This is a genomic window from Auritidibacter sp. NML130574, assembly GCF_003185725.2.
Taxonomy (GTDB): Bacteria; Actinomycetota; Actinomycetes; order Actinomycetales; family Micrococcaceae; genus Auritidibacter; species Auritidibacter ignavus.
In genome coordinates this window covers 97,650-118,184 of the sequence record NZ_CP031746.1, presented here as the reverse complement: position 1 = coordinate 118,184, position 20,535 = coordinate 97,650, and the positions used below count along the sequence as shown (strand labels likewise).

At 60.2% G+C, this 20,535-nt stretch carries 16 protein-coding genes and 1 riboswitch; of the genes, 3 read left to right on the top strand and 13 right to left on the bottom strand.

The features are described from left to right. Positions 1 to 13: 13 nt before the first annotated feature. The 3 genes from DCC27_RS00635 to guaB are packed head-to-tail and all read right to left on the bottom strand — an operon-like array spanning position 14 to position 3,726. Positions 14 to 994, bottom strand: a complete 981-nt coding sequence (locus tag DCC27_RS00635; protein ID WP_110100611.1) for an SURF1 family protein — start codon at positions 992 to 994, stop codon at positions 14 to 16. 44 nt (positions 995 to 1,038) lie between these two features. Next, positions 1,039 to 2,166, bottom strand: a complete 1,128-nt coding sequence (locus DCC27_RS00630; protein WP_110100612.1) for a GuaB3 family IMP dehydrogenase-related protein — start codon at positions 2,164 to 2,166, stop codon at positions 1,039 to 1,041. A 15-nt stretch (positions 2,167 to 2,181) separates the two neighbouring features. Beyond that, positions 2,182 to 3,726, bottom strand: a complete 1,545-nt coding sequence (guaB, locus tag DCC27_RS00625; protein WP_110110276.1) for an IMP dehydrogenase — start codon at positions 3,724 to 3,726, stop codon at positions 2,182 to 2,184. 223 nt (positions 3,727 to 3,949) lie between these two features. Between guaB and DCC27_RS00620 the strand changes: the two genes are divergently transcribed. Next, complete coding sequence (locus DCC27_RS00620; protein WP_158524708.1) at positions 3,950 to 5,407, top strand: TIGR01777 family oxidoreductase; 1,458 nt, start codon at positions 3,950 to 3,952, stop codon at positions 5,405 to 5,407. Here DCC27_RS00620 and gcvH read toward each other — a convergent pair. From gcvH to groES, 5 genes are all read right to left on the bottom strand, one after another. Next, positions 5,404 to 5,790 (bottom strand): glycine cleavage system protein GcvH, encoded by a 387-nt coding sequence (gene gcvH / locus DCC27_RS00615; protein WP_110097878.1) that lies wholly within the window; start codon positions 5,788 to 5,790, stop codon positions 5,404 to 5,406. The genes DCC27_RS00620 and gcvH overlap by 4 nt on opposite strands. 71 nt (positions 5,791 to 5,861) lie before the next feature. Next, entirely contained in the window at positions 5,862 to 7,001 is a 1,140-nt protein-coding gene (gene gcvT, locus DCC27_RS00610; RefSeq protein WP_110100615.1) for a glycine cleavage system aminomethyltransferase GcvT, read from the bottom strand. 4 nt (positions 7,002 to 7,005) lie between these two features. Beyond that, positions 7,006 to 9,924: an aminomethyl-transferring glycine dehydrogenase gene (gcvP, locus tag DCC27_RS00605; protein ID WP_233487890.1), complete on the bottom strand. Its 2,919-nt coding sequence runs from the start codon at positions 9,922 to 9,924 to the stop codon at positions 7,006 to 7,008. 158 nt (positions 9,925 to 10,082) lie between these two features. Then, positions 10,083 to 10,184, bottom strand: a riboswitch (glycine riboswitch). 164 nt (positions 10,185 to 10,348) lie between these two features. Then, the gene (gene groL, locus DCC27_RS00600; RefSeq protein WP_110100617.1) at positions 10,349 to 11,947 is read right to left on the bottom strand and encodes a chaperonin GroEL; all 1,599 of its coding nucleotides are present in this window, start codon (positions 11,945 to 11,947) and stop codon (positions 10,349 to 10,351) included. A gap of 79 nt (positions 11,948 to 12,026) precedes the next feature. Next, complete coding sequence (groES, locus tag DCC27_RS00595; protein WP_110097882.1) at positions 12,027 to 12,323, bottom strand: co-chaperone GroES; 297 nt, start codon at positions 12,321 to 12,323, stop codon at positions 12,027 to 12,029. 210 nt (positions 12,324 to 12,533) lie between these two features. Here groES and DCC27_RS00590 point away from each other — a divergent pair, with 210 nt between their 5' ends. Further along, positions 12,534 to 13,862: a class I SAM-dependent methyltransferase gene (locus DCC27_RS00590; protein ID WP_110100618.1), complete on the top strand. Its 1,329-nt coding sequence runs from the start codon at positions 12,534 to 12,536 to the stop codon at positions 13,860 to 13,862. A gap of 24 nt (positions 13,863 to 13,886) precedes the next feature. Here the strand turns inward: DCC27_RS00590 and DCC27_RS00585 are convergent, their stop codons facing one another. From DCC27_RS00585 to DCC27_RS00570, 4 genes are all read right to left on the bottom strand, one after another. Beyond that, positions 13,887 to 14,642: an ABC transporter ATP-binding protein gene (locus tag DCC27_RS00585; protein ID WP_110100619.1), complete on the bottom strand. Its 756-nt coding sequence runs from the start codon at positions 14,640 to 14,642 to the stop codon at positions 13,887 to 13,889. Further along, positions 14,639 to 15,673 (bottom strand): iron chelate uptake ABC transporter family permease subunit, encoded by a 1,035-nt coding sequence (locus DCC27_RS00580; RefSeq protein WP_110110275.1) that lies wholly within the window; start codon positions 15,671 to 15,673, stop codon positions 14,639 to 14,641. The genes DCC27_RS00585 and DCC27_RS00580 overlap by 4 nt, the downstream gene beginning before the upstream one ends. Further along, on the bottom strand, positions 15,666 to 16,598 hold the full coding sequence (locus tag DCC27_RS00575; protein WP_110098170.1) for an ABC transporter permease: 933 nt from the start codon (positions 16,596 to 16,598) through the stop codon (positions 15,666 to 15,668). The genes DCC27_RS00580 and DCC27_RS00575 overlap by 8 nt, the downstream gene beginning before the upstream one ends. Before the next feature lie 175 nt (positions 16,599 to 16,773). Further along, positions 16,774 to 17,841 carry a siderophore ABC transporter substrate-binding protein gene (locus DCC27_RS00570; protein ID WP_110100621.1) on the bottom strand — a complete coding sequence of 356 codons (1,068 nt, stop codon included), beginning with the start codon at positions 17,839 to 17,841 and terminating at the stop codon, positions 16,774 to 16,776. Positions 17,842 to 18,251: 410 nt separating this feature from the next. On the opposite strand from DCC27_RS00570, the gene DCC27_RS00565 reads away from it, so the two are divergent. Further along, positions 18,252 to 19,418, top strand: coding sequence for a glutamate--cysteine ligase (locus DCC27_RS00565; protein ID WP_110100622.1), 1,167 nt, complete (start codon positions 18,252 to 18,254; stop codon positions 19,416 to 19,418). Here DCC27_RS00565 and tsaD read toward each other — a convergent pair. Further along, positions 19,415 to 20,527, bottom strand: coding sequence for a tRNA (adenosine(37)-N6)-threonylcarbamoyltransferase complex transferase subunit TsaD (tsaD, locus tag DCC27_RS00560; protein ID WP_110100761.1), 1,113 nt, complete (start codon positions 20,525 to 20,527; stop codon positions 19,415 to 19,417). The two genes, DCC27_RS00565 and tsaD, sit on opposite strands and share 4 nt — an antisense overlap. Between the last annotated feature and the right edge of the window lie 8 nt (positions 20,528 to 20,535).

The window sequence follows — 20,535 nt, the reverse complement described above, 5'->3', positions numbered from 1 at the left end:
CGTTGGGTCGAGCTCACTGGTCGGCGGGTGGTTCAGGGTCATGCCCATAGTAATTTCGATAGGCTACCACCGCCGCGGCCTTTTCGGCGCGGGCTTGTTCGCGTCGTTTTTCGAGTTCTTTGCGTCGCCAATGCTGTTCCCACAGCCGGTCGAGTTCTGCCTCGCGTTGGTCTTTCAGGTAGTCATCGCGCACGAATCGCCACCACAGATACAGCGCGAAAGCCGCAAAAATCACCCACTCGATCGCGTAGAAGACGTTGAGCCACACCACGTCGGTTTCCTGCTCCGGGGCGGAGACACGGACAGCTTCCAGGCCATCGGATGTGCTGGACGAGCCGGGGGCCTGAACGGTGTGCACCGTCCCTTCGGTGTCCTCGAATTCTTCGACGACAACATAGCCGGCATAGAGCGGCTCATCCCAGATATTGGTCAGCTCGGCGGTAGCCAGGGTCGAGACGGTTACCGGGGTGGTGGACAGATCAGAGCCGGTATCCGGCCCATCGGCAGGAAGGAGTCTTCCGGTCATGGTCACGGTCTGGCTCGGTTCGATGCCACTAGCCTCAGTAAACAGGCGTTCTGCAACGCTGAGGTCCGTGGGGTTCTGCTCGGTGGCCTCAAAATCCAGCGGTTCTTCGCGCCAGCCCCACACCACCGGAATACTCACGTTACGATCGGTGCCGGTCACCGTGGCACGCGAGACGATCCAATATCCGGTCTGGCCGTCGTGCACGCGGTGAGCAACTTGGACGGTGTGCTCGGGCTCAACAGTGCCGGTGAAGTACACCATCTGGTCAGCCTGAGTGGAAACCATAGCGGTAAATGGTTCGAAGAATTCGGTCATCTCCACCGGGTTTTCGGTTTGTTCCGGTGGCGGGGCAGGGTTGGAGACTGCTTGGCGGGCTTGCCAGACCGACAGGGCCATGAACACCGCCGAAACCAGGATCGCGACCGCTAGGAAACCCAGCCACCGAGGCTTCAGCGCGGTACGGAGCATCAGACCTCGCTTTATCGGGGGTAGCTACAGCAGATGGGAAGGGGTTAGACCTGGGCGATCTGAACTTCGACTTTCTGGAATTCTTTCAGTTCGGTATATCCGGTCGAAGCCATGGCACGCCGGAGTGCGCCCATCAGGTTGGCGGTGCCGTTGGTGTGATCGGTAGGTCCCAATAATACTTCACGCAACGGGGCGACGGTGCCCACATGGGTGCGATCGCCACGGGGGAAGACCGGATGGGCGGCTTCCAGGCCCCAGTGCCATCCCGCTCCAGGAGCTTCTTCGGCTCGGGCCAGGGCGGCGCCGAGCATCACCGCGTCAGCGCCCATACCCAGAGATTTCACGATGTCTCCCGAGTTTCCGAGACCGCCATCGGCGATCACGTGCACGTAGCGTCCACCAGATTCATCCATGTAGTCGCGACGGGCCTCAGCAATATCGGCAATGGCGGTGGCCATCGGCACCCGGATGCCTAAGGCACGACGGGTGGTGGAGGACGCGCCACCACCGAATCCGACCAGCACCCCGGCAGCACCGGTGCGCATCAGGTGAAGAGCGGGTGTGTACCCGGCGGCACCACCGACAATCACCGGAACGTCCAGCTCGTAAATGAACTGTTTCAGATCCAGGGGCTCGGAGGTTTCGGAGACATGCTGTGCCGAAACGGTGGTACCACGAATGACGAACATGTCCACCCCGGCGTCCAGCACGGTGCGGTAGAACTCTTGGGTGCGCTGAGGCGTGAGCGCCCCGGCGACCACGACTCCGGCGTCGCGAATCTCGGCCAGCCGGGCGGTGATCAGGTCGGGCTGGATCGGGGCCGCGTAGAGCTGCTGGAGGCGTGCGGTGTTCTCTGGGGAGAACGCTGCAACTTGCAGGTGGGCGATCTCTTCCAGAATCGGTTCCGGGTTTTCATAGCGGGTCCAGAGGCCTTCGAGGTTGAGCACGCCCATGCCTCCGAGCTTGCCCAGCTCGATCGCAGTGGCCGGAGACATAACCGAGTCCATCGGGGCTCCGATGACTGGCATGGAGAACTTGAAGGCATCGATCTGCCAGTCCAGCGACACATCTTCGGGGTCGCGGGTCCGGCGGGCCGGAACAATATTGACCGCGTCCAGCGGGTAGGATGCTCGGCCTCGTTTGCCGAGACCGATCTCAATCTCGTGACTCACTAGTTGGCTCCAGATTTAGCGGTTGTGGTAGTTGGGGGCTTCCACGGTCATCATAATGTCGTGGGGGTGGGACTCTTTGAGCCCAGCAGGGGTGATCCGCACGAAGCGGCCGTCGCGCTTCAAGGCAGGAATGTCGGCGGCGCCAGTGTAGAACATGGTTTGGCGCAGACCGCCCACCAACTGGTGCAACACGGCACTGACCGGACCGCGGTAGGGCACCTGTCCCTCAATGCCTTCGGGGATCAGCTTCTCTTCGCTGGGCACATCGGCCTGGAAGTAGCGGTCCTTGGAGTAGGAACGGTGACCATCACGGGTTTGCATCGCACCCAGCGATCCCATGCCGCGGTAGGCCTTAAACTGTTTGCCCTGGTAAAACACCAGGTCGCCAGGAGATTCTGCGGTGCCAGCCAACAACGACCCCAGCATCACCGAATCGGCGCCGGCGACCAGCGCCTTGCCGATGTCACCGGAGTATTGCAGACCGCCATCGGCGATCAACGGCACGCCGGCAGGGATGGTCGCTTTGGCGGATTCGTAGATGGCAGTCACCTGGGGCACGCCGACACCGGCCACCACACGGGTGGTGCAAATAGAGCCGGGGCCCACCCCGACCTTGACCGCATCGGCTCCGGCATCAACCAGAGCTTTCGCGCCGGCGTAGGTGGCGGCCTGTCCGCCGATAACATCAATATGCCCCGCGGCAGGTTCCTTCTTCAGTCGGGAAACCATGTCCAGCACGCCGTGGGTGTGACCGTTGGCGGTATCGACCACGAGTGCGTCGACTCCGGCGTCTACCAAGGTCATAGCACGGTCCCAGCCGTCGCCGAAAAACCCGACCGCAGCCCCGACCAGCAGGCGCCCTTCGTGGTCTTTGGAGGCCAGCGGGTATTCCTCGGCCTTGTCGAAGTCCTTGACCGTGATCAGCCCCTGGAGGTGGTTGCGATCATCGACCAGCGGGAGCTTTTCGATCCGGTTTTCAGACAACAACCGGATGGTTTCTTCACGAGTAATGCCGACGTGGGCGGTCACCAGTGGCATCTTCGTCATGGCCTCGGCCACCGTGATGGTGTCGAACTGTCCTCGGGGCACAAACCGAGTGTCACGGTTGGTGATGATCCCGACTAACGTGTTGTCTTCTTCTACAACCGGCAAGCCGGAAACCCGGTAGCGGCCACAGAGTTCGTCCCACTGGCTCAGAGTGGCTTGCGGAGAAATCGTGACCGGGTCGGTAATCATTCCGGACTCATTGCGCTTGACCTTATCGACTTCCGAGGCTTGGTCTGCGATGGACAGATTGCGGTGAATCACTCCCATACCACCCATGCGGGCCATGGCGATCGCCAGACGGGACTCGGTGACGGTGTCCATGGCCGCTGAGATGATCGGGACGTTGATGTTGATCCGTTTGGTGAGCCGGGTGGCGACATCGGCGTCAGCGGGAATGACTTCAGTGGCATTCGGTAACAGCAACACATCATCGTAGGTCAGCCCCACAAACCCGAAGGGGTCGGCGGCTTCGGTGACTGGCTGTTGTGACGGTCCAGAGGTGTTGTTGTTCACGATGGTCGCCTTTCACGAGATGATGCAGGAACAGCACCAAGTATTCGATCAGAACACAGGTTGGTTCTCAGTCTATTCCTCTGGGGTTACGGCGTCACGGTCGGTGACCGACGATGACCGACCTCGGCACGGGGTATTGGGGCCTGATATGGAGCCGCTGGCAATGGCTACTCACCGAAGGGGTCCGCAGGTAGGGTGTGAACTAGATGAAAAGGGGTTTCTCGTGACGGCACCATTGAAATTTTTTCACAGTTCACTGCTGAATCATGCGCCCAAACGGGTTTGGGACTGGTATTCCAGCCCGGGGGCTCTGACTCGGTTGACTCCACAGTGGTTGACCACGGTGGTAGAGCCTCCCACCAACGGCCTGCAACCTGGCTCGCGAACTCACCTGGTGCACGGGGCACCGTGGGTCGATGCGGTGGTCTCAATGGTGCCGGGGCTGCAGCATCTCACGCCGGTGGGTACCAGCTGGGTGGCGGAACACACCACGTTAGAGCCGGGAGTATCCTTCACGGACGAGATGGTGTCCGGACCCTTAGCATCCTGGGAACACATCCACCGGTTTGTGCCCAGTGGCACCGAGGAGACTCTGGTCTGCGATGAAATCACCTACGAGTTTCCCGGTGATCTCCGGGAGGTGCTGCGACTGCGCGAGGAATTTGAAGAGCAACTGGAACGCGTTTTCCGCCACCGCTCCCGGGTCGTGGCCGGCGACCTGAATTTCCACACCGATCTCGCGTTGAGCACGCCGTTGACTATCGTGATCGCCGGCGCCTCGGGTCTGGTGGGTACCCAGTTGGTGGCCCTGCTAACCGCCGCTGGTCACCGGGTCATTCGGTTACAGCGCCGTCGTGGTGAATCGCGTCGGCTCGATGAGGACCGGTTCAGTTGGGATCCTGCTCGGCATCAGCTGGACTCGGAGGTGCTCGAGGACGCGGATGCGGTCATTAATCTCGCCGGTGCATCGATCGTGGGCGTGATGACCGAAAAGCATCGCAACGCGATCTTTGCCTCCCGGGTGCAGACCAACTCCACGCTGGTCGCGGCCATGAAACGTACCACTCGTGCTCCAGCCAGTTTTATTACGGCTTCGGCCTCGGGGTTCTATGGTCACGACGCCTCCCCGCTGTCTCTGGTGGCTGAGCCGATTACCGAAGATCATCCCAGCGGTGACGATTTCTTAGCGGCTGTGTGCCGTCAGGTTGAAGGCATTGCCCGTGAGGCCGAAGATCTGGGGATCCGCACCGTGGCGATGCGCACCGGCCTCGTACTCTCAGCTCGTGGCGGTTTACTGGCCACGCAATTGCCCCTGTATTTTGCCGGCGCGGGAGGCCCGTTGGGTCCGGGAACCATGTGGATGCCCTGGATCGGGCTCGATGATCTGATCCAGCTGTATGTTTGGGCGGTGACGCACGATAGCATCACTGGCCCCCTCAATGCAGTCGCCCCGGCGCCTGTCCAGCAACGCGAATTCGCCGAGGTCCTCGGCGAGGTGATCACCCGGCCCACACGCCTACCCACCCCCGGGTGGGCGCCGGCGCTGGTGTTGGGGCGACAAGGCAACCGTGAATTAGCAATGGCCTCGGCGCGGTTGAGTGCCGAGAAGGCGTTAGCTTCTGGCTACCGGTTCCGCGCCGAGACCATCGATGAGGCGATTCGACAGATTTTTGGGCGTTAGCCCTCCGTCACCTCGACGTCGAATTCCTCGGCGTAGGCCTGAGCATCCAACAGAGGACCATTTTCGGTGACCTCCACGCTGAACAGCCAACCCTTACCGTAGGGGTCCTGATTCACCAACTCGGGGTCGTCCACGACCTCCTCATTGATGGCAGCCACGGTCCCGCTCACTGGAGAGTACAGATCAGACACCGATTTGGTGGACTCGAGCTCACCGCAGACCTCACCGGCGGTGACCTCATCACCAACCTGTGGCAGGTCCACGAACACAATGTCGCCGAGCTGTTCGGTCGCGAACTCGGTGACACCGACTTTCACCGGGCTGGACTCATCGATCCACTCGTGTTCGGCGGAATATTTCAGGGTTGACAGGATTGCGGGCATCGCAGGTGTCCTTTACTTTGTGGTGGGTTGATGGAAGCTGTTTCTGGAAGCTACTGAGACGATATACCGGGTCACCGGTTACGCTGGTAGAAGGGCAGGGGCACCACGGTGAACTCGTGCTGTTTACCGCGAATGTCCACAGTGAGCACTGTACCTGGTTCCGGGGCCGGTGCCTGGATATAGGCCAGTGCGATCGGATATCCCAGGGTAGTCGACAGCTGACCGGAGCTCACTTCTCCGATGGGCTGTCCCTGCTCGTCCAGCAGGTGCGCCCCTTCGCGGGCAGCGCGTCGACCGGTTCCTTGCAAGCCAATCAGCACTCGGACCGGGGTCGCCTCGTTCTCCCGGTCGGCATCTACCGCGGCACGCCCCGGGAAGTCTTCGGTCTTTTTGGCCGAGACCACGCCCAGCGACCCGGCTTCCGCCGGAGTAGTGTGCTCGGTCAGCTCGTGACCGTAGAGTGGCATCCCGGCTTCCAGGCGCAACGAGTCGCGACACGCCAGCCCACAGGGTAGTAGTTGCTCATCAGCTGCCCGAAGTTTCTCCCACAGGCTCACCGCCTGGGTGGCATCCAAGAACAGTTCAAAGCCATCTTCCCCGGTGTAGCCGGTTCGGGCCACCACCAGTTCGCCCAGGTTGTCAATCTCCCAGCGAGCGCAACGATAATATCCCAGCTCGGTTACGACGCTGGCGGCGTGTTCATCGATCAAGTCGGTGAGCACGCTGGCGACGATCTGTTCTGCGGCCGGGCCCTGCACAGCAATGATTGCGGTGTGCTCGGTGGTATCGACGAGTTCAGCTGGCTGCGCTAGCCCCTGGTTGACGCCAGCGATCTGGTCGCGGACCGGGTCCACGTTCGCGGCGTTGGGGACCACCATGAAACGGTCCTCGCCCAGCCGGTAGACGATCATGTCGTCCACAATGCCACCGGATTCGGTCAGAGCCAGGGTGTATTTGGCCCGGCCGATAGCCATCGGGGCGAAGTTTCCAGCTAGCGAGCTATTGAGCAACTCCACAGCGCTGGGACCGGAGATCAGCAGGTTACCCATATGCGACAGATCAAAGATACCGGCATGAGTGCGCACCGCTTGATGCTCCACACGCTCGGAGTCATAACGCAGTGGCATGTCCCAACCGGCGAAATCGGTGAACTTGGCACCGGTTTGCTGGTGCGTCTCGTACAGTGCACTCGTTTTTAGCTGTTCAGTCATGGCTTTACTCCCCCTGCTGTTGGTCGTCGCCGGATACCTCAAAGGCTTCAATGGGCGGGCAGGAACACACCAGGTTGCGGTCACCGGCCGCACCATCGATGCGTCCCACCGGCGCGAAGTACTTACCACGACGCAACTCGGGAACCGGGAAGGCGGCTTGTTCGACCGAGTAGGCCCGATCCCAGCTGGAGCTGATCACAGCATCCTGGGTGTGCGGTGCCCGACGGAGCACCGAATCCTCGGCGGCCACCTTGCCGTCAATGACTTCCTGAATCTCTTCACGCATGGCATGCATCGCCGCCAGAAAACGCTCGATCTCGTCCAGCGACTCGGACTCGGTCGGCTCGATCATCAGTGTGCCCGGAACCGGGAAAGCCTGGGTCGGGGCATGGATGCCGAAGTCGATCAAGCGCTTAGCCAGGTCTTCGACAGTAATCCCGGAGTCCTTGGTGAGCTCGCGGACGTCGATGATACATTCGTGCGCGACCAGGTTGTTGTCTCCGGTGAACAGGATCGGAAAGTCCTCGTGGATCCGACGTGCCAAGTAGTTGGCGTTGAGGATGGCAGTCTGCGATGAGGCCTTAAGTCCTTCAGCACCGGTCATCGCAATATAGGCCCAGGAGATGGGCAACACGCCGGCGGAACCGAAGATGGTGGCCACCACGGGATTGCCACCGCGGGCTGTCAGATCGTGGGCACCGTCGTCTGCCAGCGGGTCACCGGGCAAGAAATCCACCAGGTGCTCCCCCACCCCGATGGGCCCCACACCGGGGCCACCACCACCGTGCGGGATACAAAAGGTCTTGTGCAGGTTCAGGTGGGAAACATCGCCACCAAATTGGCCGGGCTTGGCCAGCCCCATCAGCGCGTTGAGGTTGGCGCCGTCAAGGTAGACCTGACCGCCGGCGTCGTGGATCTTCGCGCACACCGCGCGCACCTGGGTTTCATACACGCCGTGGGTGGAGGGGTAGGTGATCATGATCGCAGCGACCTGATCCCCGGACTTCTCCAGGATGCTGTCCAGATCTTCCATGTCGATCGAGCCATCGGGGGCGGTTTTGACCACCTTGACGGTCAGTCCGGCCAACACTGCTGAGGCAGCGTTGGTGCCGTGGGCCGAGGCCGGAATCAAGCACAGACGACGCTGTTGATCACCCTGAGCGATGTGGTAGTTGCGGATCGCCATCAGACCAGCGTATTCACCCTGCGAGCCAGCGTTGGGCTGGACCGAGACGGCAGCGTATCCGGTGATCTCCGCCAGCCAGTCTTCCAGTTCTGCAATGAGCTCGCGCCAGCCGGCGGCCTGATCGGCCGGAACGTAAGGGTGAATGCTGGCAAATTCGGGCCAGGTGATAGATTCCATTTCCGTAGCGGCGTTGAGCTTCATGGTGCACGATCCCAATGGGATCATGGTCCGGTCCAGCGCCAGGTCTTTATCCGCCAAGCTGCGCAGGTAGCGCATCATCTGTGTTTCGGAGTGGATGGTGTTGAAGGTCGGGTGGGTCAGGTAGTCGCTGGTACGCACGAGGGAAGAATCCACCACATCGGCGATCTCGTAGGAAACTTCGTCCAGCTCGCGTGTAGCGCTGGCCGGAAGCTCGGCGCCAAAAGCCTTGGCAACCGCTTCCAGGTGCGCAATGGTGGTGGTCTCATCCACGGACACACCCACGCGGGTCGCATCCACGTGGCGCAAGTTGATATCGGCGTCCAGGGCCTGGCTGATGACCTGCTCGGCTTGGGCTTCGGAGCCGGTGTCGACCACGAGAGTGTCAAAATAGCTGGTGGTGGCCAGGTTTAGTCCGGCCGAGGTAAGGGCCTCGCCGAGCACGCGGGCCTTGGCATGCACCTCGGAGGCAATCTTCCGCAACCCGGCCGGGCCATGGTAGACGGCGTACATGGAGGCAGTGACCGCCAGCAGTGCCTGCGCGGTGCAGATATTGGAGGTCGCCCGGTCGCGTCGAATGTGCTGTTCGCGGGTTTGTAGGGCCAAACGGTAGGCCGGGGTTCCGGCGTCATCAGTGGAAACACCCACCAGACGGCCCGGCAAGGAACGCTCCAGCCCGGCACGAGCCGCCATATAAGCCGCGTGCGGACCACCGTAGAACAGGGGCACACCGAACCGCTGGGTGTTACCCACCGCAATGTCAGCGCCTTGCTCACCGGGAGGGGTAATCAGGGTCAAGGCCAGCAAGTCAGCGATGACCGTCACGAATCCGCCGGCTTCTTTGGCGGTGGCAATCACCTCGGACTGGTCACGGACCCCACCGTTATTGCCGGGTTGCTGCAGGATGATGCCACACAGGCCTTCTTCCGGCAGATTGTCGGTGACGTTGTCAGGGTTGGAGAGGTCACGAATGTCGATCTCCAGGTCCACCATGGTAGCCCGAGAGGTCACTACCGAGAGGGTCTGCGGGAAGATGTTTTCGTCGACCAGGATGATGCCTTTGGATTTCTTCCGATTGGCACGGCGCATCATCAGCATCGCTTCGGCGGCGGCGGAAGCTTCATCCAGCAGGGAGGCGTTGGCCAACTCCAACCCGGTCAGGTCCATCACCATGGTTTGGAAGTTCAACAATGCTTCCAACCGGCCTTGGGAGATTTCGGCCTGGTAGGGAGTGTAGGCGGTGTACCAGGTCGGATTCTCCACCACGTTGCGACGAATGACTGCCGGGGTGAAGGTGTTGTAGAAACCTTGCCCGATCATCTGGGTTTTCACCTGGTTTTTACCGGCCATCTCCCGCAGGCGATCCTGCGCCTGTTCTTCGCTGAGCGGGGCGGGCAGGTTCAGCGGCTCGGTAATCCGAATGTCTTCGGGAACGGCGGCGTCGACTAGATCCTCAACGGAGGCATAGCCGACTGTGTCGAGCATGGTCTGGACATCTTGTGCGGTGGGTCCGAGATGACGGGTGATAAATGAGCTCATCGGAGTACCTCTCATTGTGCTGTCGGTGGCCCACGACCGGTAGTCGTGTCCCCGCTCTGTTCAAGACCTGAGAGTTTTAGCCGCACTCGGTCGGGACCGGGTCCGGTTTTGCACCGTCGGTGAGACCTGAGTGACTCAGGGCTACTTTCCAGAGTTGCCTAACACAAGCGATTCTGTGACCTGAGAGATTCTTGGGGGTGTTACTCCTTCGGTACCTCCTCCGGTGTTGCCACCGAATGAGATTCTCCCGCCTGCGCTCAACGGCATCACCGTCAGTTTACGTGATCTGGGAATCACTGCTCAACACATCACCATTCTGACGGGCACACTCACGACACGCCGGAAAAAACACGTGTGGCCCCGCCAATTCAGGCGGGGCCACACTGAAGATGTCAGGACGCATCAGCACGGTCAGCGCCGGTGATTAGTCCTCGTCTTCGTCTTCGTCGGTCTTGTCGGCGACCAGGGTTTCAGTGGTCAGCACCAGACCAGCAATGGAGGCTGCGTTCTGCAAAGCTGAACGGGTCACCTTCACCGGGTCGATGATGCCCTGCTCCAACAGGTTGCCGAATTCGCCGGTCTTGGCGTTAAAGCCCTCGTTGGCTTCCAGCTCAGCGACCTGAGAGATAATGACGTAGCCGTCCTCGCCGGCGTTCTCAGCAATCCAGCGCAACGGCTGCACCAGAGCGCGACGAACCACACCGACGCCGGCGGCCCGGTCGCCGGTGAGCTGGTCCAGCTCGGCGTTGTCATCCAGAGCCTTCAGTGCGTTGATCAGCGCGGTACCACCGCCGGCGACAATGCCTTCTTCCAGGGCGGCACGGGTCGAGGAGACAGCGTCTTCAATCCGAGCCTTACGCTCCTTGACCTCGACCTCAGTGGCTGCACCAACCTTAATCACACCGACACCGCCGGCGAGCTTAGCCAAGCGTTCCTGGAGCTTCTCGCGATCCCAGTCGGAATCGGTGGCATCGATTTCGGACTTGATCTGAGCCACGCGCGCTTCCACGTCAGCATCGGAGCCAGCACCTTCCACGATGGTGGTGTTGTCCTTGGTCACAGTCACTCGACGGGCGCTACCCAGGACTTCCAGGCCAACCTGGTCCAGCTTCATACCGAGATCTTCGGAGACCACCTGACCACCGGTGAGGATCGCGATATCCTGCAACATGGCCTTGCGACGATCACCGAAGCCCGGAGCCTTCACGGCCACAGCATTGAGTGTCCCGCGGATCTTGTTGACCACCAGGGTGGATAGTGCCTCACCGTCGACGTCTTCGGCGATGATCATCAACGGCTTCTTCTCGTTGAGGACCTTCTCCAACAGGGGCAGGAATTCCTGGACGTTGGAAATCTTGGACTGGGTGATCAGGATATAGGGGTTCTCCAGTACCGCTTCCTGACGGTCAGTATCGGTGACCATGTAGGGCGAGAGGTAGCCCTTATCGAACTGCATACCTTCGGTGATATCCAGATCGGTCGAGGTGGTGGAGGATTCTTCGATGGTGATCACACCGTCAGTGCCCACTGCATCGAAAGCGCGAGCCAGCAGTTCACCGACTTCGTCGTCGCCAGCGGAAATAGCCGCCACCTGAGCCAGGTTCTTGTCGGTGACGTCCTTGGCGTTGTCCAGCAGACGCTGTTCCACAACAGCCACGGCCTGCTCGATGCCCTTCTTGACTTCGTTCGGGGCAGCGCCGGCAGCCACCAAGCGCATACCCTCATTGACGAGAGCCTGAGCCAGCACAGTGGCGGTGGTGGTACCGTCACCAGCGATGTCTTGAGTTTTGGTGGCAACTTCTTTAGCCAGCTGGGCGCCCATGTTTTCGTAGGAGTCTTCCAGCTCGACTTCGCGAGCGATCGAGACACCATCGTTAGTAATGTTCGGGGCGCCGAATGCCTTGTCGAGCACGACGTTGCGACCCTTGGGCCCCAAAGTGACCTTCACAGTGTCGGCCAGACGATCGATACCGGCCTGCAGTGCACGGCGAGCATCGTCATTGAACAGTAGCTTCTTGGCCATCTGTTCTCCTTCCGGTTATTTCAGGACAGTCTTTTCACTCAATCTGTTCTGTCAGTGAATGATCAGCGACTGAGCAGACTTACTTGGTGACAACAGCCAGCACGTCACGTGCGGAGAGCACCAGGTACTCTTCGCCGTTGTACTTAACCTCAGTGCCACCGAACTTGGAGAACAGCACGACGTCGCCTTCGTTGACGTCGACGGAGACGCGCTCGCCACTATCGGTGATACGACCGGGACCAACGGCCACGACGGTGCCTTCCTGTGGCTTCTCCTGTGCGGTATCGGGAATGACCAAACCGGAAGCGGTGGTCTGCTCGGCTTCCAGCGGCTGGACGACAATGCGGTCCTCAAGGGGCTTGATGGAAACTGCCATAATCAAACTCTCCTGTAGTTCTTTGTCACGTTTTTCGTGAACTGAATCAAGGTTTTTGCGCCGGGCGAGCCAACCGTCGTCGCGGGTGCCGGATGGCGTCTGGCATTTAGCACCTTCACTGTTCGAGTGCTAACTCGACTCTATTCTGTGATTAGCACTCGGTCAAGATGAGTGCCAGCCTGTTCTGCTCAGAGAGGAGCAGGCGGTAACGTGAACATCGTGCCAACACACCAACCCACTGCTGAAAACGCCGAAACCTGGGCGCAACTGCTCTCTCCGGCCGGTCGCGCTCTGCTCGATAAGCTCACCACCGAGACGAGTTATCACCGTGAAGATCCCCTGCAGTTAGCGACGCAACTGCGCCGGGACGGCGTGGACTCCACGCTCGCTGCCGCAGTGCTCACCCAGCTGAAGTTGCGCGAAAAAGCCCACGCAAAGTTCGGCGAGTTCGCCCAGCACATGTTCTTCACCACTGATGGGTTACAGCAGGCCACCCGCCTGGGCGTGGCGGCCCACCATGCCCGCCGTTTTCAGGCCCACGGCATCCAGCACGTGATTGATCTCGGATGTGGGATCGGCGGCGATGCCATGGCTTTTGCGGCGATCGATTTGCAGGTCACCGCGGTGGAGGTCGACGACATCACCGCGGCGGTGGCCACCTTGAATTTGACGCCGTTCCCGCACGCTGAGGTGATCGCCGCCGAGGTCGAGACCTGGGTCGCCGATCATGCCGAGCAGCTTTCGGGAGCCGGGCTGTGGTTGGACCCGGCCCGACGTGAAGTCTCCACCGCCGAATCCGCCCACCGGATTTTCGATCCGGAGTCTTTCTCTCCCCCCTTGTCCTTTGTCGAACGGCTCGCCGATGCCGGACACGCCGTCGGGGTCAAGCTCGGTCCCGGTCTCGCCCATGACTCCATTCCCACCACCGCCGAGGCCCAGTGGGTCTCGGATCACGGGTCGGTAGTGGAGGTAGCCCTGTGGTTCAATGATCTTGCCCGTCCCCGGGTGCGCCGAGCCGCCTTGGTGACGACCGCCCACGGTAGTGCTGAGTTCACCTCGGATCGGGAGTTCGGTGACGATCCCAAGGTAGAGGTCCGTCCTACTCCCAGTGTGGGTGGCTATCTCTACGAACCCGATGGCGCGGTGATCCGTTCGGGGCTGATCCGCGAGTTGATGGCTCGGGAGTTTGGGGCCACCGCGCAAGACTCTCCCAGCTGGTTGCTCGATCAGCACATCGCTTATTTCTGTTCCGATCACCTGGTCGACAGCGACTTTGCGACCGCTTATCGGGTTGTGGAGGTTCTGCCCTATCATCTGAAAAAGCTCAGGGCCTGGATCGCCGAACACGGGATCTCTCGCCTTGATATTAAAAAGCGTGGAGTGGACGTCACCCCTGAGCAGCTTCGTCGGATGCTGATGGCAGGTACGGCGAAAACTCGCAAGAAAACCAAGGCCGGTGGCCATCAGGCGACCTTTGTCCTGACCCGGATCGGTAACTCTCGAGTGGCGCTCGTCGTCGAACCGGCCGAGCAGTCCTGACCGCACCCCCGCCGAAAACTGGTCCTAGAAGTAGACCGCCACCGGGCCGTCGTGATCGTCGATAATACGGACCGTGGTGCCGAAAATCTCGGTGAGTACCTCGGGTTGCATAATCTCTGCGGTGGGGCCGGCATGAGAAATCTGGCCGTTTTTCATCGCGACAATATGATCGGCGTACCGGCCGGCAAAGTTGATGTCGTGGAGCACGATCACCACGGTGCGACCCAGGGCATCGCAGGCTCGGCGCAGTTGGTGCATCATGTGCACCGAGTGGGACATATCCAGGTTGTTCAGCGGCTCATCGAGTAAGAGGTAGTCGGTTTCTTGGGCCATCACCATCGCCACATAGGCGCGTTGGCGCTGACCGCCCGACAGCTCATCGAGGTACCGGTCCTGGAGGGTGACCAGATTGAGAAATTCCAACGCCTCATTGATGGCGCGTTCGTCGTCGACGGTGAGTCGCCCTTTCGAGTGAGGGTAACGACCAAAACCGACGAGTTGGCGGACGGTAAGACGGGTGATGAAATGATTCTCCTGACGCAGGATGGCCAGCGTTGTGGCGATTTGAGCCGAGGGCACCTTGTGCACGTCCTGACCGGCGACGGTAATCCAGCCGGTATCAGGTTGCTGAAGCCGTCCGATCATGGTCAATAGCGTGGACTTACCGGCACCATTGGGGCCTACCAACGCGGTGACTTGCCCGGCTGGGATTGCTAAGTCGATGGGGCCGATCTCAGCGTCTTCTGAGTATTTTTTGGCGATATTGCTGATCTGAATCACAGTCGCCCCTTTCTCATGATCACGACCAGGAACACCAAGCCACCGATCATTTCAATGATCACGGTCACCGCCCCTTGAGCATAAAAGATATTGCGCAACACGAAGTACGCTCCGGTTAACACCACATAGCCGAGCAATATGGCCACCGGGAAGATGCGCTTGTGATCGTAGGTGTCGGTGAAGCTATAGGCCATCGCGGCGATCAAGAACCCCAGGAAGGTCATCGGCCCCACCAACGAGGTGGTCACCGCCATCAGGATCGAGACCAGCAGCAGGGTTTTCATCACCTCGTGTCGGTGGACCAGCCCCAGGTTTTCAGCCACCGGTTTGCCGAGGCTGAGGACGTTGAGCCGGTTGGCTCGGCGTAAGAGCAGAAACGCGACGACGATGACAAGTGGGATGACGACCGGTAAGAAGTCGGTGTTGGCGTTGGCGAGATTGCCGAAGGTGCGTGCCGAGAGCACATCGAATTCATTGGGGTCCAGCATCCGTTGCATAAAGGCCGACAGGGAGCTCAGCCCGCCACCGATCACGACACCAACCAGCAGCATGATGTGCACGTTGGAAAATCGGCCGGAGAGTAGCCAGCCGTAGAGCAGTGAGGCGAGTCCGACCATCAGCACCATTTGGAGGATAAAGGGCACCAGGCCCCGGCCGATCGCTGCACCGGCGATACCGAAGAAAAACACTAAGGCGGTTTGGATCGCCACATAGAGGGATTCGAACCCCAGGATCGAGGGGGTCACGATCCGGTTGGCGGTGGCTGTCTGGAAGGAGACGGTGGCCATCGCGTGGCAGGTGGCGACCAGCATCATCACCACGATGGTCGACAACCGCGATTCGACAATCAGCCAGAACCCCTTGTGCCCGAACGGGACCGGAATACCGTAGGTGAGCATTCCCATCGTCGTCAGCAGGGATAACACGATCAGTGAGGCCACCAGGATGAAGTAACGCTTGCGGTGCCGTGCGGTGACAAAGGACCCGGTTTTCGCCCGATGTCGTTGCGGGGCCTGCGGAGTTTTAAACACGCGTGCGCCTCCTGACCAGCAGGTAGACGAACACGGTCGCTCCCAGGACACCCAGGATCATCGAGACAGGAATCTCGAACGGCATGATGATGGTGCGACCAATGATGTCGCAGACGGTCACCACACAGATGCCGACCAGACACACCCACGGCAGGTTTGAGCGCAGGTTATCTCCACGGAACAACGAGACGATATTGGGCACGATCAGGCCCAAAAACGGTAACGCTCCGACGATCACGGTGACCACACCAGTGGTCACGGCCACCAGAGCAATACCGGTAAAGAGCACCAGCCGGTAGTTCAAACCGACGTTGGTGGCAACTTCTTCACCGAGTCCGGCCACGGTGAAGCGGTCGGCTGTCAGAAAGATCAGCACCAATACGATCGCGACAATCCACAGTAGCTCGTAGCGTCCTCGCACGATCGAGGTGAAGGATCCGGCAAACCAGATGCCCAGGTTCTGCAACATGTCGTATTGCAACGCGATGAAGGTGGAGAAGGATCCCACCACAGCACCGAGCATGATGCCAACGATGGGCACAATGAGTGATGATTTCAGCGCCACGCGCCGCAGGAAGAGGAAGAAGACGATGGTACCGATAAAGGCAAAGAGGATCGCTCCGACCATACGCATCATCAGGGTCGGTTCGGGTAGTAGCAGCCAGGTGAGCATCAACCCCAGACCGGCCCACTCAATGGTTCCGGTGGTGGAGGGCTCAACGAACCGGTTTTGAGTCATCAGTTGCATGACCAGTCCGGCCACCGACATGGCGGCACCGGCCAGGATCAGTGCCAGGGTGCGTGGCAGCCGGGTAATGAAAAACATCTGCCGTCCACCCTCTTGGCTCAGGTCGTAGACGCCGATGAACAATGATGCGATCACCAGCCCGAGGGTGACCAGAACGCCGAGGGCTAAGGGCCACATGGTGTGCCAGATTGACCGGTGAGCTGTGGGGCCACTGGTTGGTGGTGTAGATGTCTCGGAACGGGACGGGGCCCTGTTCCGGGAGATCGTCTCTGACATGTCTCCTCACTTCGGCCACGAAATGGCCTGCCCCATCGGTGCGACGGGACAGGCCACCTGCTCGGCCAGGTCGGGATTAGTTTTCAGCCCCACCAGCGTCTTCAAAGGCCTCAGACATCTGGTTGAACAGCTCGGTATAGTGCTGAATGTCTTCGGCAGTGTAGAAATCAGGGCTCATGTAGATGACCTGATCTTCTTTCACCGCGGTGACGTCAGCCAAGGCTTCGGACTCTTCAATGAGTTCTTCAGCCGAGGAATACCCCTCTTCGTCACGGGCGCTGGTACCTGCGTCGCGGTCCAGAACAATCAGCCAGTCGGGGTTGGCTTGGGCGATGGTTTCCACGGAAATGTCGTCACCTTGGTGGTTAGCGGAACCGTCTTGGTCCAGAGCTGGAGTCAGCCCGATGATGTCATAGACCGGGCCCACGGCCCGACCGGTGGTCGGAGCTGAGTAGTTGATGTCCCCACCGGAGGTGATCAGCCCGGCTACGGTCCAGTCCTCATCGTAGGCGGCTTGTGCATTGTCGATGGCCACGTCGAAGTCATCGACAATCTGCTCGGCGTCCTGCTCACGCCCGAAGATCTCGCCCAGCAAAGTGGTCAGCTCCCGATACTGGTCAGCGACGTCACGGAAGCCTTCTTGTTCCTGACCTTCGCGGTCAACGGGGGAGGAGACAATGTTGGTGTCCACCATGGTTGCATCGGGAGCAGCTTCCTGCATGGCTTCAGTGTGCTGATCGAAACGTTGACCGTTCAAAATCAGATCCGGTGCGGCAGCGGTGACCTGTTCGAAGTCCGGTTCACGGTGGTTTCCGATATTGAGGATGTCCTCGTTCTCGCGGTAGGGCTTCAGGGTCTCGGTATCGGGCATCAGATCCACCGGTGCTGCCGAGAGCTCAATATCCCAGTCAGCCAGGGTCCCAAAGATCCGGTTATCAGTGGCCACAATGGATTCAGGGTTTTCGGGCAACTCCACCGTGTTGCCACCCATGTCGGTGACCTCGGTAGCAGTAGCACTACCGTCCTGTTCCGAATTGCCACCGTTATCGTTGGCCGACTCGGTGCCACCACAGGCGGTTAATCCCAGGGTTGCGGCGGTCACGAAGGCCATGACGCCCAGACGAGTGCGAGTCTTATTCTGCATTCTTGAACTCCAATTGAGTATTTGGTGAGTGTTCGCAAGCCTCAGGGTGGGACCCTTTCAAAAGGCTGGGCTTACCTAACTTCATTTACGCTACTAGAGCATTGCCAATTCGTCCACCGTTACCTGCCAGATATTCGCCATTCACTCATCGTTATCTCAGCGCCATCGAGCCATTTCGCCAGAAAAACCGCAGGCTTTCTTTTCGTCCGCACCTGTCGTGTGGCATAAAACACTCTCGCCGGGTGGCTGTGGAGGGAATGACATGGAGCTACCGAGCGTGGTTGGTGGGCAGAATATGTCGAACGATGTCAGCCCGGCATGTCGCACCAGGCCACAACTGGGATACCGGCTGATGCACTGGCTAAAATCATCGGTATTGTTACCGCTCGGGAAAGGCTCAAGTACCGCTGATGCATCTACCCTTCGCACCGTCTGAACCCGCAACACTGGGAATTGAGTGGGAGTTGGGGCTGGTTGATCGCCAGACCGGAGTACTACAACCTCTGAGCGATCGGATCGTTGACCGGGTGGTGGCACCCTCTGAGCAACGACCCTATTTGGTCTCCGGTGAGTTTATGCTCAACACCATTGAGCTCATCACTGGTGTGTGCCGTACCGTTGACCAGGGATTAGACCAGCTGGCTGCCGCTGGGCGAGAAGCTCTCAAGCACGCTCAGGCCGAGAACCTGCTGTTGTATTCGCAGGGCACTCACCCCTTCGCGTCGCCACGACAGGAAACGGTGGCTCCTCAGCAGCGTTATCAGCGGATGCTAGACCGCACCCAGTGGTGGGGCCAGCAGATGGTGATCTACGGGGTCCATGTGCATGTTGGGTTACCGAGTACTGATGCGGCGATGCCGGCGATCAACCAGCTGATTAACTACTACCCACACTTATTGGCATTGTCAGCCTCCAGCCCGTATTGGGAATCTCAAGATACCGGATATGTCTCCCAACGGACCTTGATTTTCCAACAGCTACCAACCTCAGGACTTCCTTTCCAGTTTGAGCAGTGGTCCGGGTTCGAGTCGGTGGTCAGCGATCTGATCAAAATCGGGATGGTCGACGATGTCACCGAGTGCCGGTGGGACGTTCGCCCGGTGCCCCGTTTGGGCACCGTGGAAATGCGGATCTGCGACGGGGTCTCGACGCTGAAAGAGATCGGTGCGTTGGCAGCGTTGACCCAGTGTTTGGTGGCTGAAGTGATCACCCCTGAGTCAGACCGGTACGCCCCGGTGGAGATTATGGCACCCTGGTTTGTTCAGGAGAATAAATGGCGGGCTGCCCGGTACGGGCTGGATGCGATCGTGATTATCAATGCCGCCGGGGATGAACAGCTGGTCACCGAACACCTCATGGAGACCATCAACCGGTTGGAGCCTGTTGCCCATCGGCTGGGTTGTCACACGCAGCTAGGCTGGGTGGAGGATTTGATTCGATCCGGGGGCCCGGCGGCGCAACAACGCCAGATTGCTCAGCGAGGAGACCCGGGGCGCGCCCCGGATGTTGCGGATCTAGCCCACGTGGTGTTGGATGCGGCCGGTCGCACCGAGCATTCACTGCTCAACTGGGGTTAGACGCTAATCTGGTCGACTGGTTGGCTCGGGTTGGCGGAGAAGTCCAGACCGGAGGGAGCCACCCCGGCCGAGACGAGATGCGCACCCAGGGCTGCCACCATGGCGCCGTTATCGGTGCAGAGCCCAACCGGCGGGATGGTCAGCGAGATACCGGCTTGCTCGCACCGCTGGGCCAAGAGGTCGCGCAATCGCGAATTGGCGGCTACTCCCCCGCCCAGAAGCACGTGGTCGATGCCGTGCTCTTGACAAGCCAGGACCGCTTTCGAGGTGATCACGTCTACGACGGCTTCCTGAAAAGAGGCGGCGATATCGGCCACCGGCACCTGGTCTCCGCGAGCGCGGAACTGCTCCACAGCCCGAGAAACCGCGGTTTTTAGTCCGGAGAAGGACCAATCGTAGCGGTGCGGGCCAGGCTCTTCGGCGCTACCGACGAATTTAGGGGCGGTCAAGCCACGTGGGAACCGAAACGCGGTGGGATCGCCTTCTGCAGCAAGTCGGTCGATGACTGGCCCACCGGGGTATCCGGTGCCTAGTAGCCGGGAGACCTTATCGTAGGCCTCACCGGCGGCGTCGTCGATGGTACTACCCAGCAGCTCGACGTTGTGGGCCAAGGAGGTGACCTGCAGAATTTCGGTGTGACCACCGGAGACCAGTAACGCTCCCAGGGCCTCCGAGTCCTCGGAGCCGAAACGACTGTGGCGTGCTGGCACGTCGTCGGTGTGGGCTTGATGGAGAAAGCCGACCCCGATGTGGGCCACCAGATGGTTGATTCCATATAGTGGCTTACGATAAGCCACCGCCAGCGCTTTAGCCCCGGCGACACCGACCATCAACGCTCCGGCAAGTCCGGGTCCGGCGGTGACTGCGATGGCGTCCACGTCCTCGGGGCTCACCTGGGCTTCCTCGAGGGCCGCATGGAAGACGGGCAGGAATTCGGTGACGTGGGCACGGGCGGCGATCTCGGGGATCACCCCGCCGAAGGCAACGTGTTCGTCCATCGAGGAGGCCACCTGGTGGGCCAGCAATTCTCGACCGCGCACAATGCCCACACCGGTTTCATCACACGAGGATTCGATGCCGAGCACCAGCGGTGCCCGTTCGGTCGGCATGGTCACAG

What these genes read in the sequence shown, in the direction of transcription:
- DCC27_RS00635 (WP_110100611.1), bottom strand. Translation starts at nt 994, where the DNA reads ATGCTCCGTACCGCGCTGAAGCCTCGGTGGCTGGGTTTCCTAGCGGTC.
- gcvH (WP_110097878.1), bottom strand. Translation starts at nt 5,790, where the DNA reads ATGCCCGCAATCCTGTCAACCCTGAAATATTCCGCCGAACACGAGTGG.
- gcvT (WP_110100615.1), bottom strand. Translation starts at nt 7,001, where the DNA reads ATGACTGAACAGCTAAAAACGAGTGCACTGTACGAGACGCACCAGCAA.
- gcvP (WP_233487890.1), bottom strand. Translation starts at nt 9,924, where the DNA reads ATGAGCTCATTTATCACCCGTCATCTCGGACCCACCGCACAAGATGTC.
- groL (WP_110100617.1), bottom strand. Translation starts at nt 11,947, where the DNA reads ATGGCCAAGAAGCTACTGTTCAATGACGATGCTCGCCGTGCACTGCAG.
- groES (WP_110097882.1), bottom strand. Translation starts at nt 12,323, where the DNA reads ATGGCAGTTTCCATCAAGCCCCTTGAGGACCGCATTGTCGTCCAGCCG.
- DCC27_RS00575 (WP_110098170.1), bottom strand. Translation starts at nt 16,598, where the DNA reads ATGTGGCCCTTAGCCCTCGGCGTTCTGGTCACCCTCGGGCTGGTGATC.
- DCC27_RS00570 (WP_110100621.1), bottom strand. Translation starts at nt 17,841, where the DNA reads ATGCAGAATAAGACTCGCACTCGTCTGGGCGTCATGGCCTTCGTGACC.
- DCC27_RS00565 (WP_110100622.1), top strand. Translation starts at nt 18,252, where the DNA reads ATGCATCTACCCTTCGCACCGTCTGAACCCGCAACACTGGGAATTGAG.
- tsaD (WP_110100761.1), bottom strand. Translation starts at nt 20,527, where the DNA reads ATGCCGACCGAACGGGCACCGCTGGTGCTCGGCATCGAATCCTCGTGT.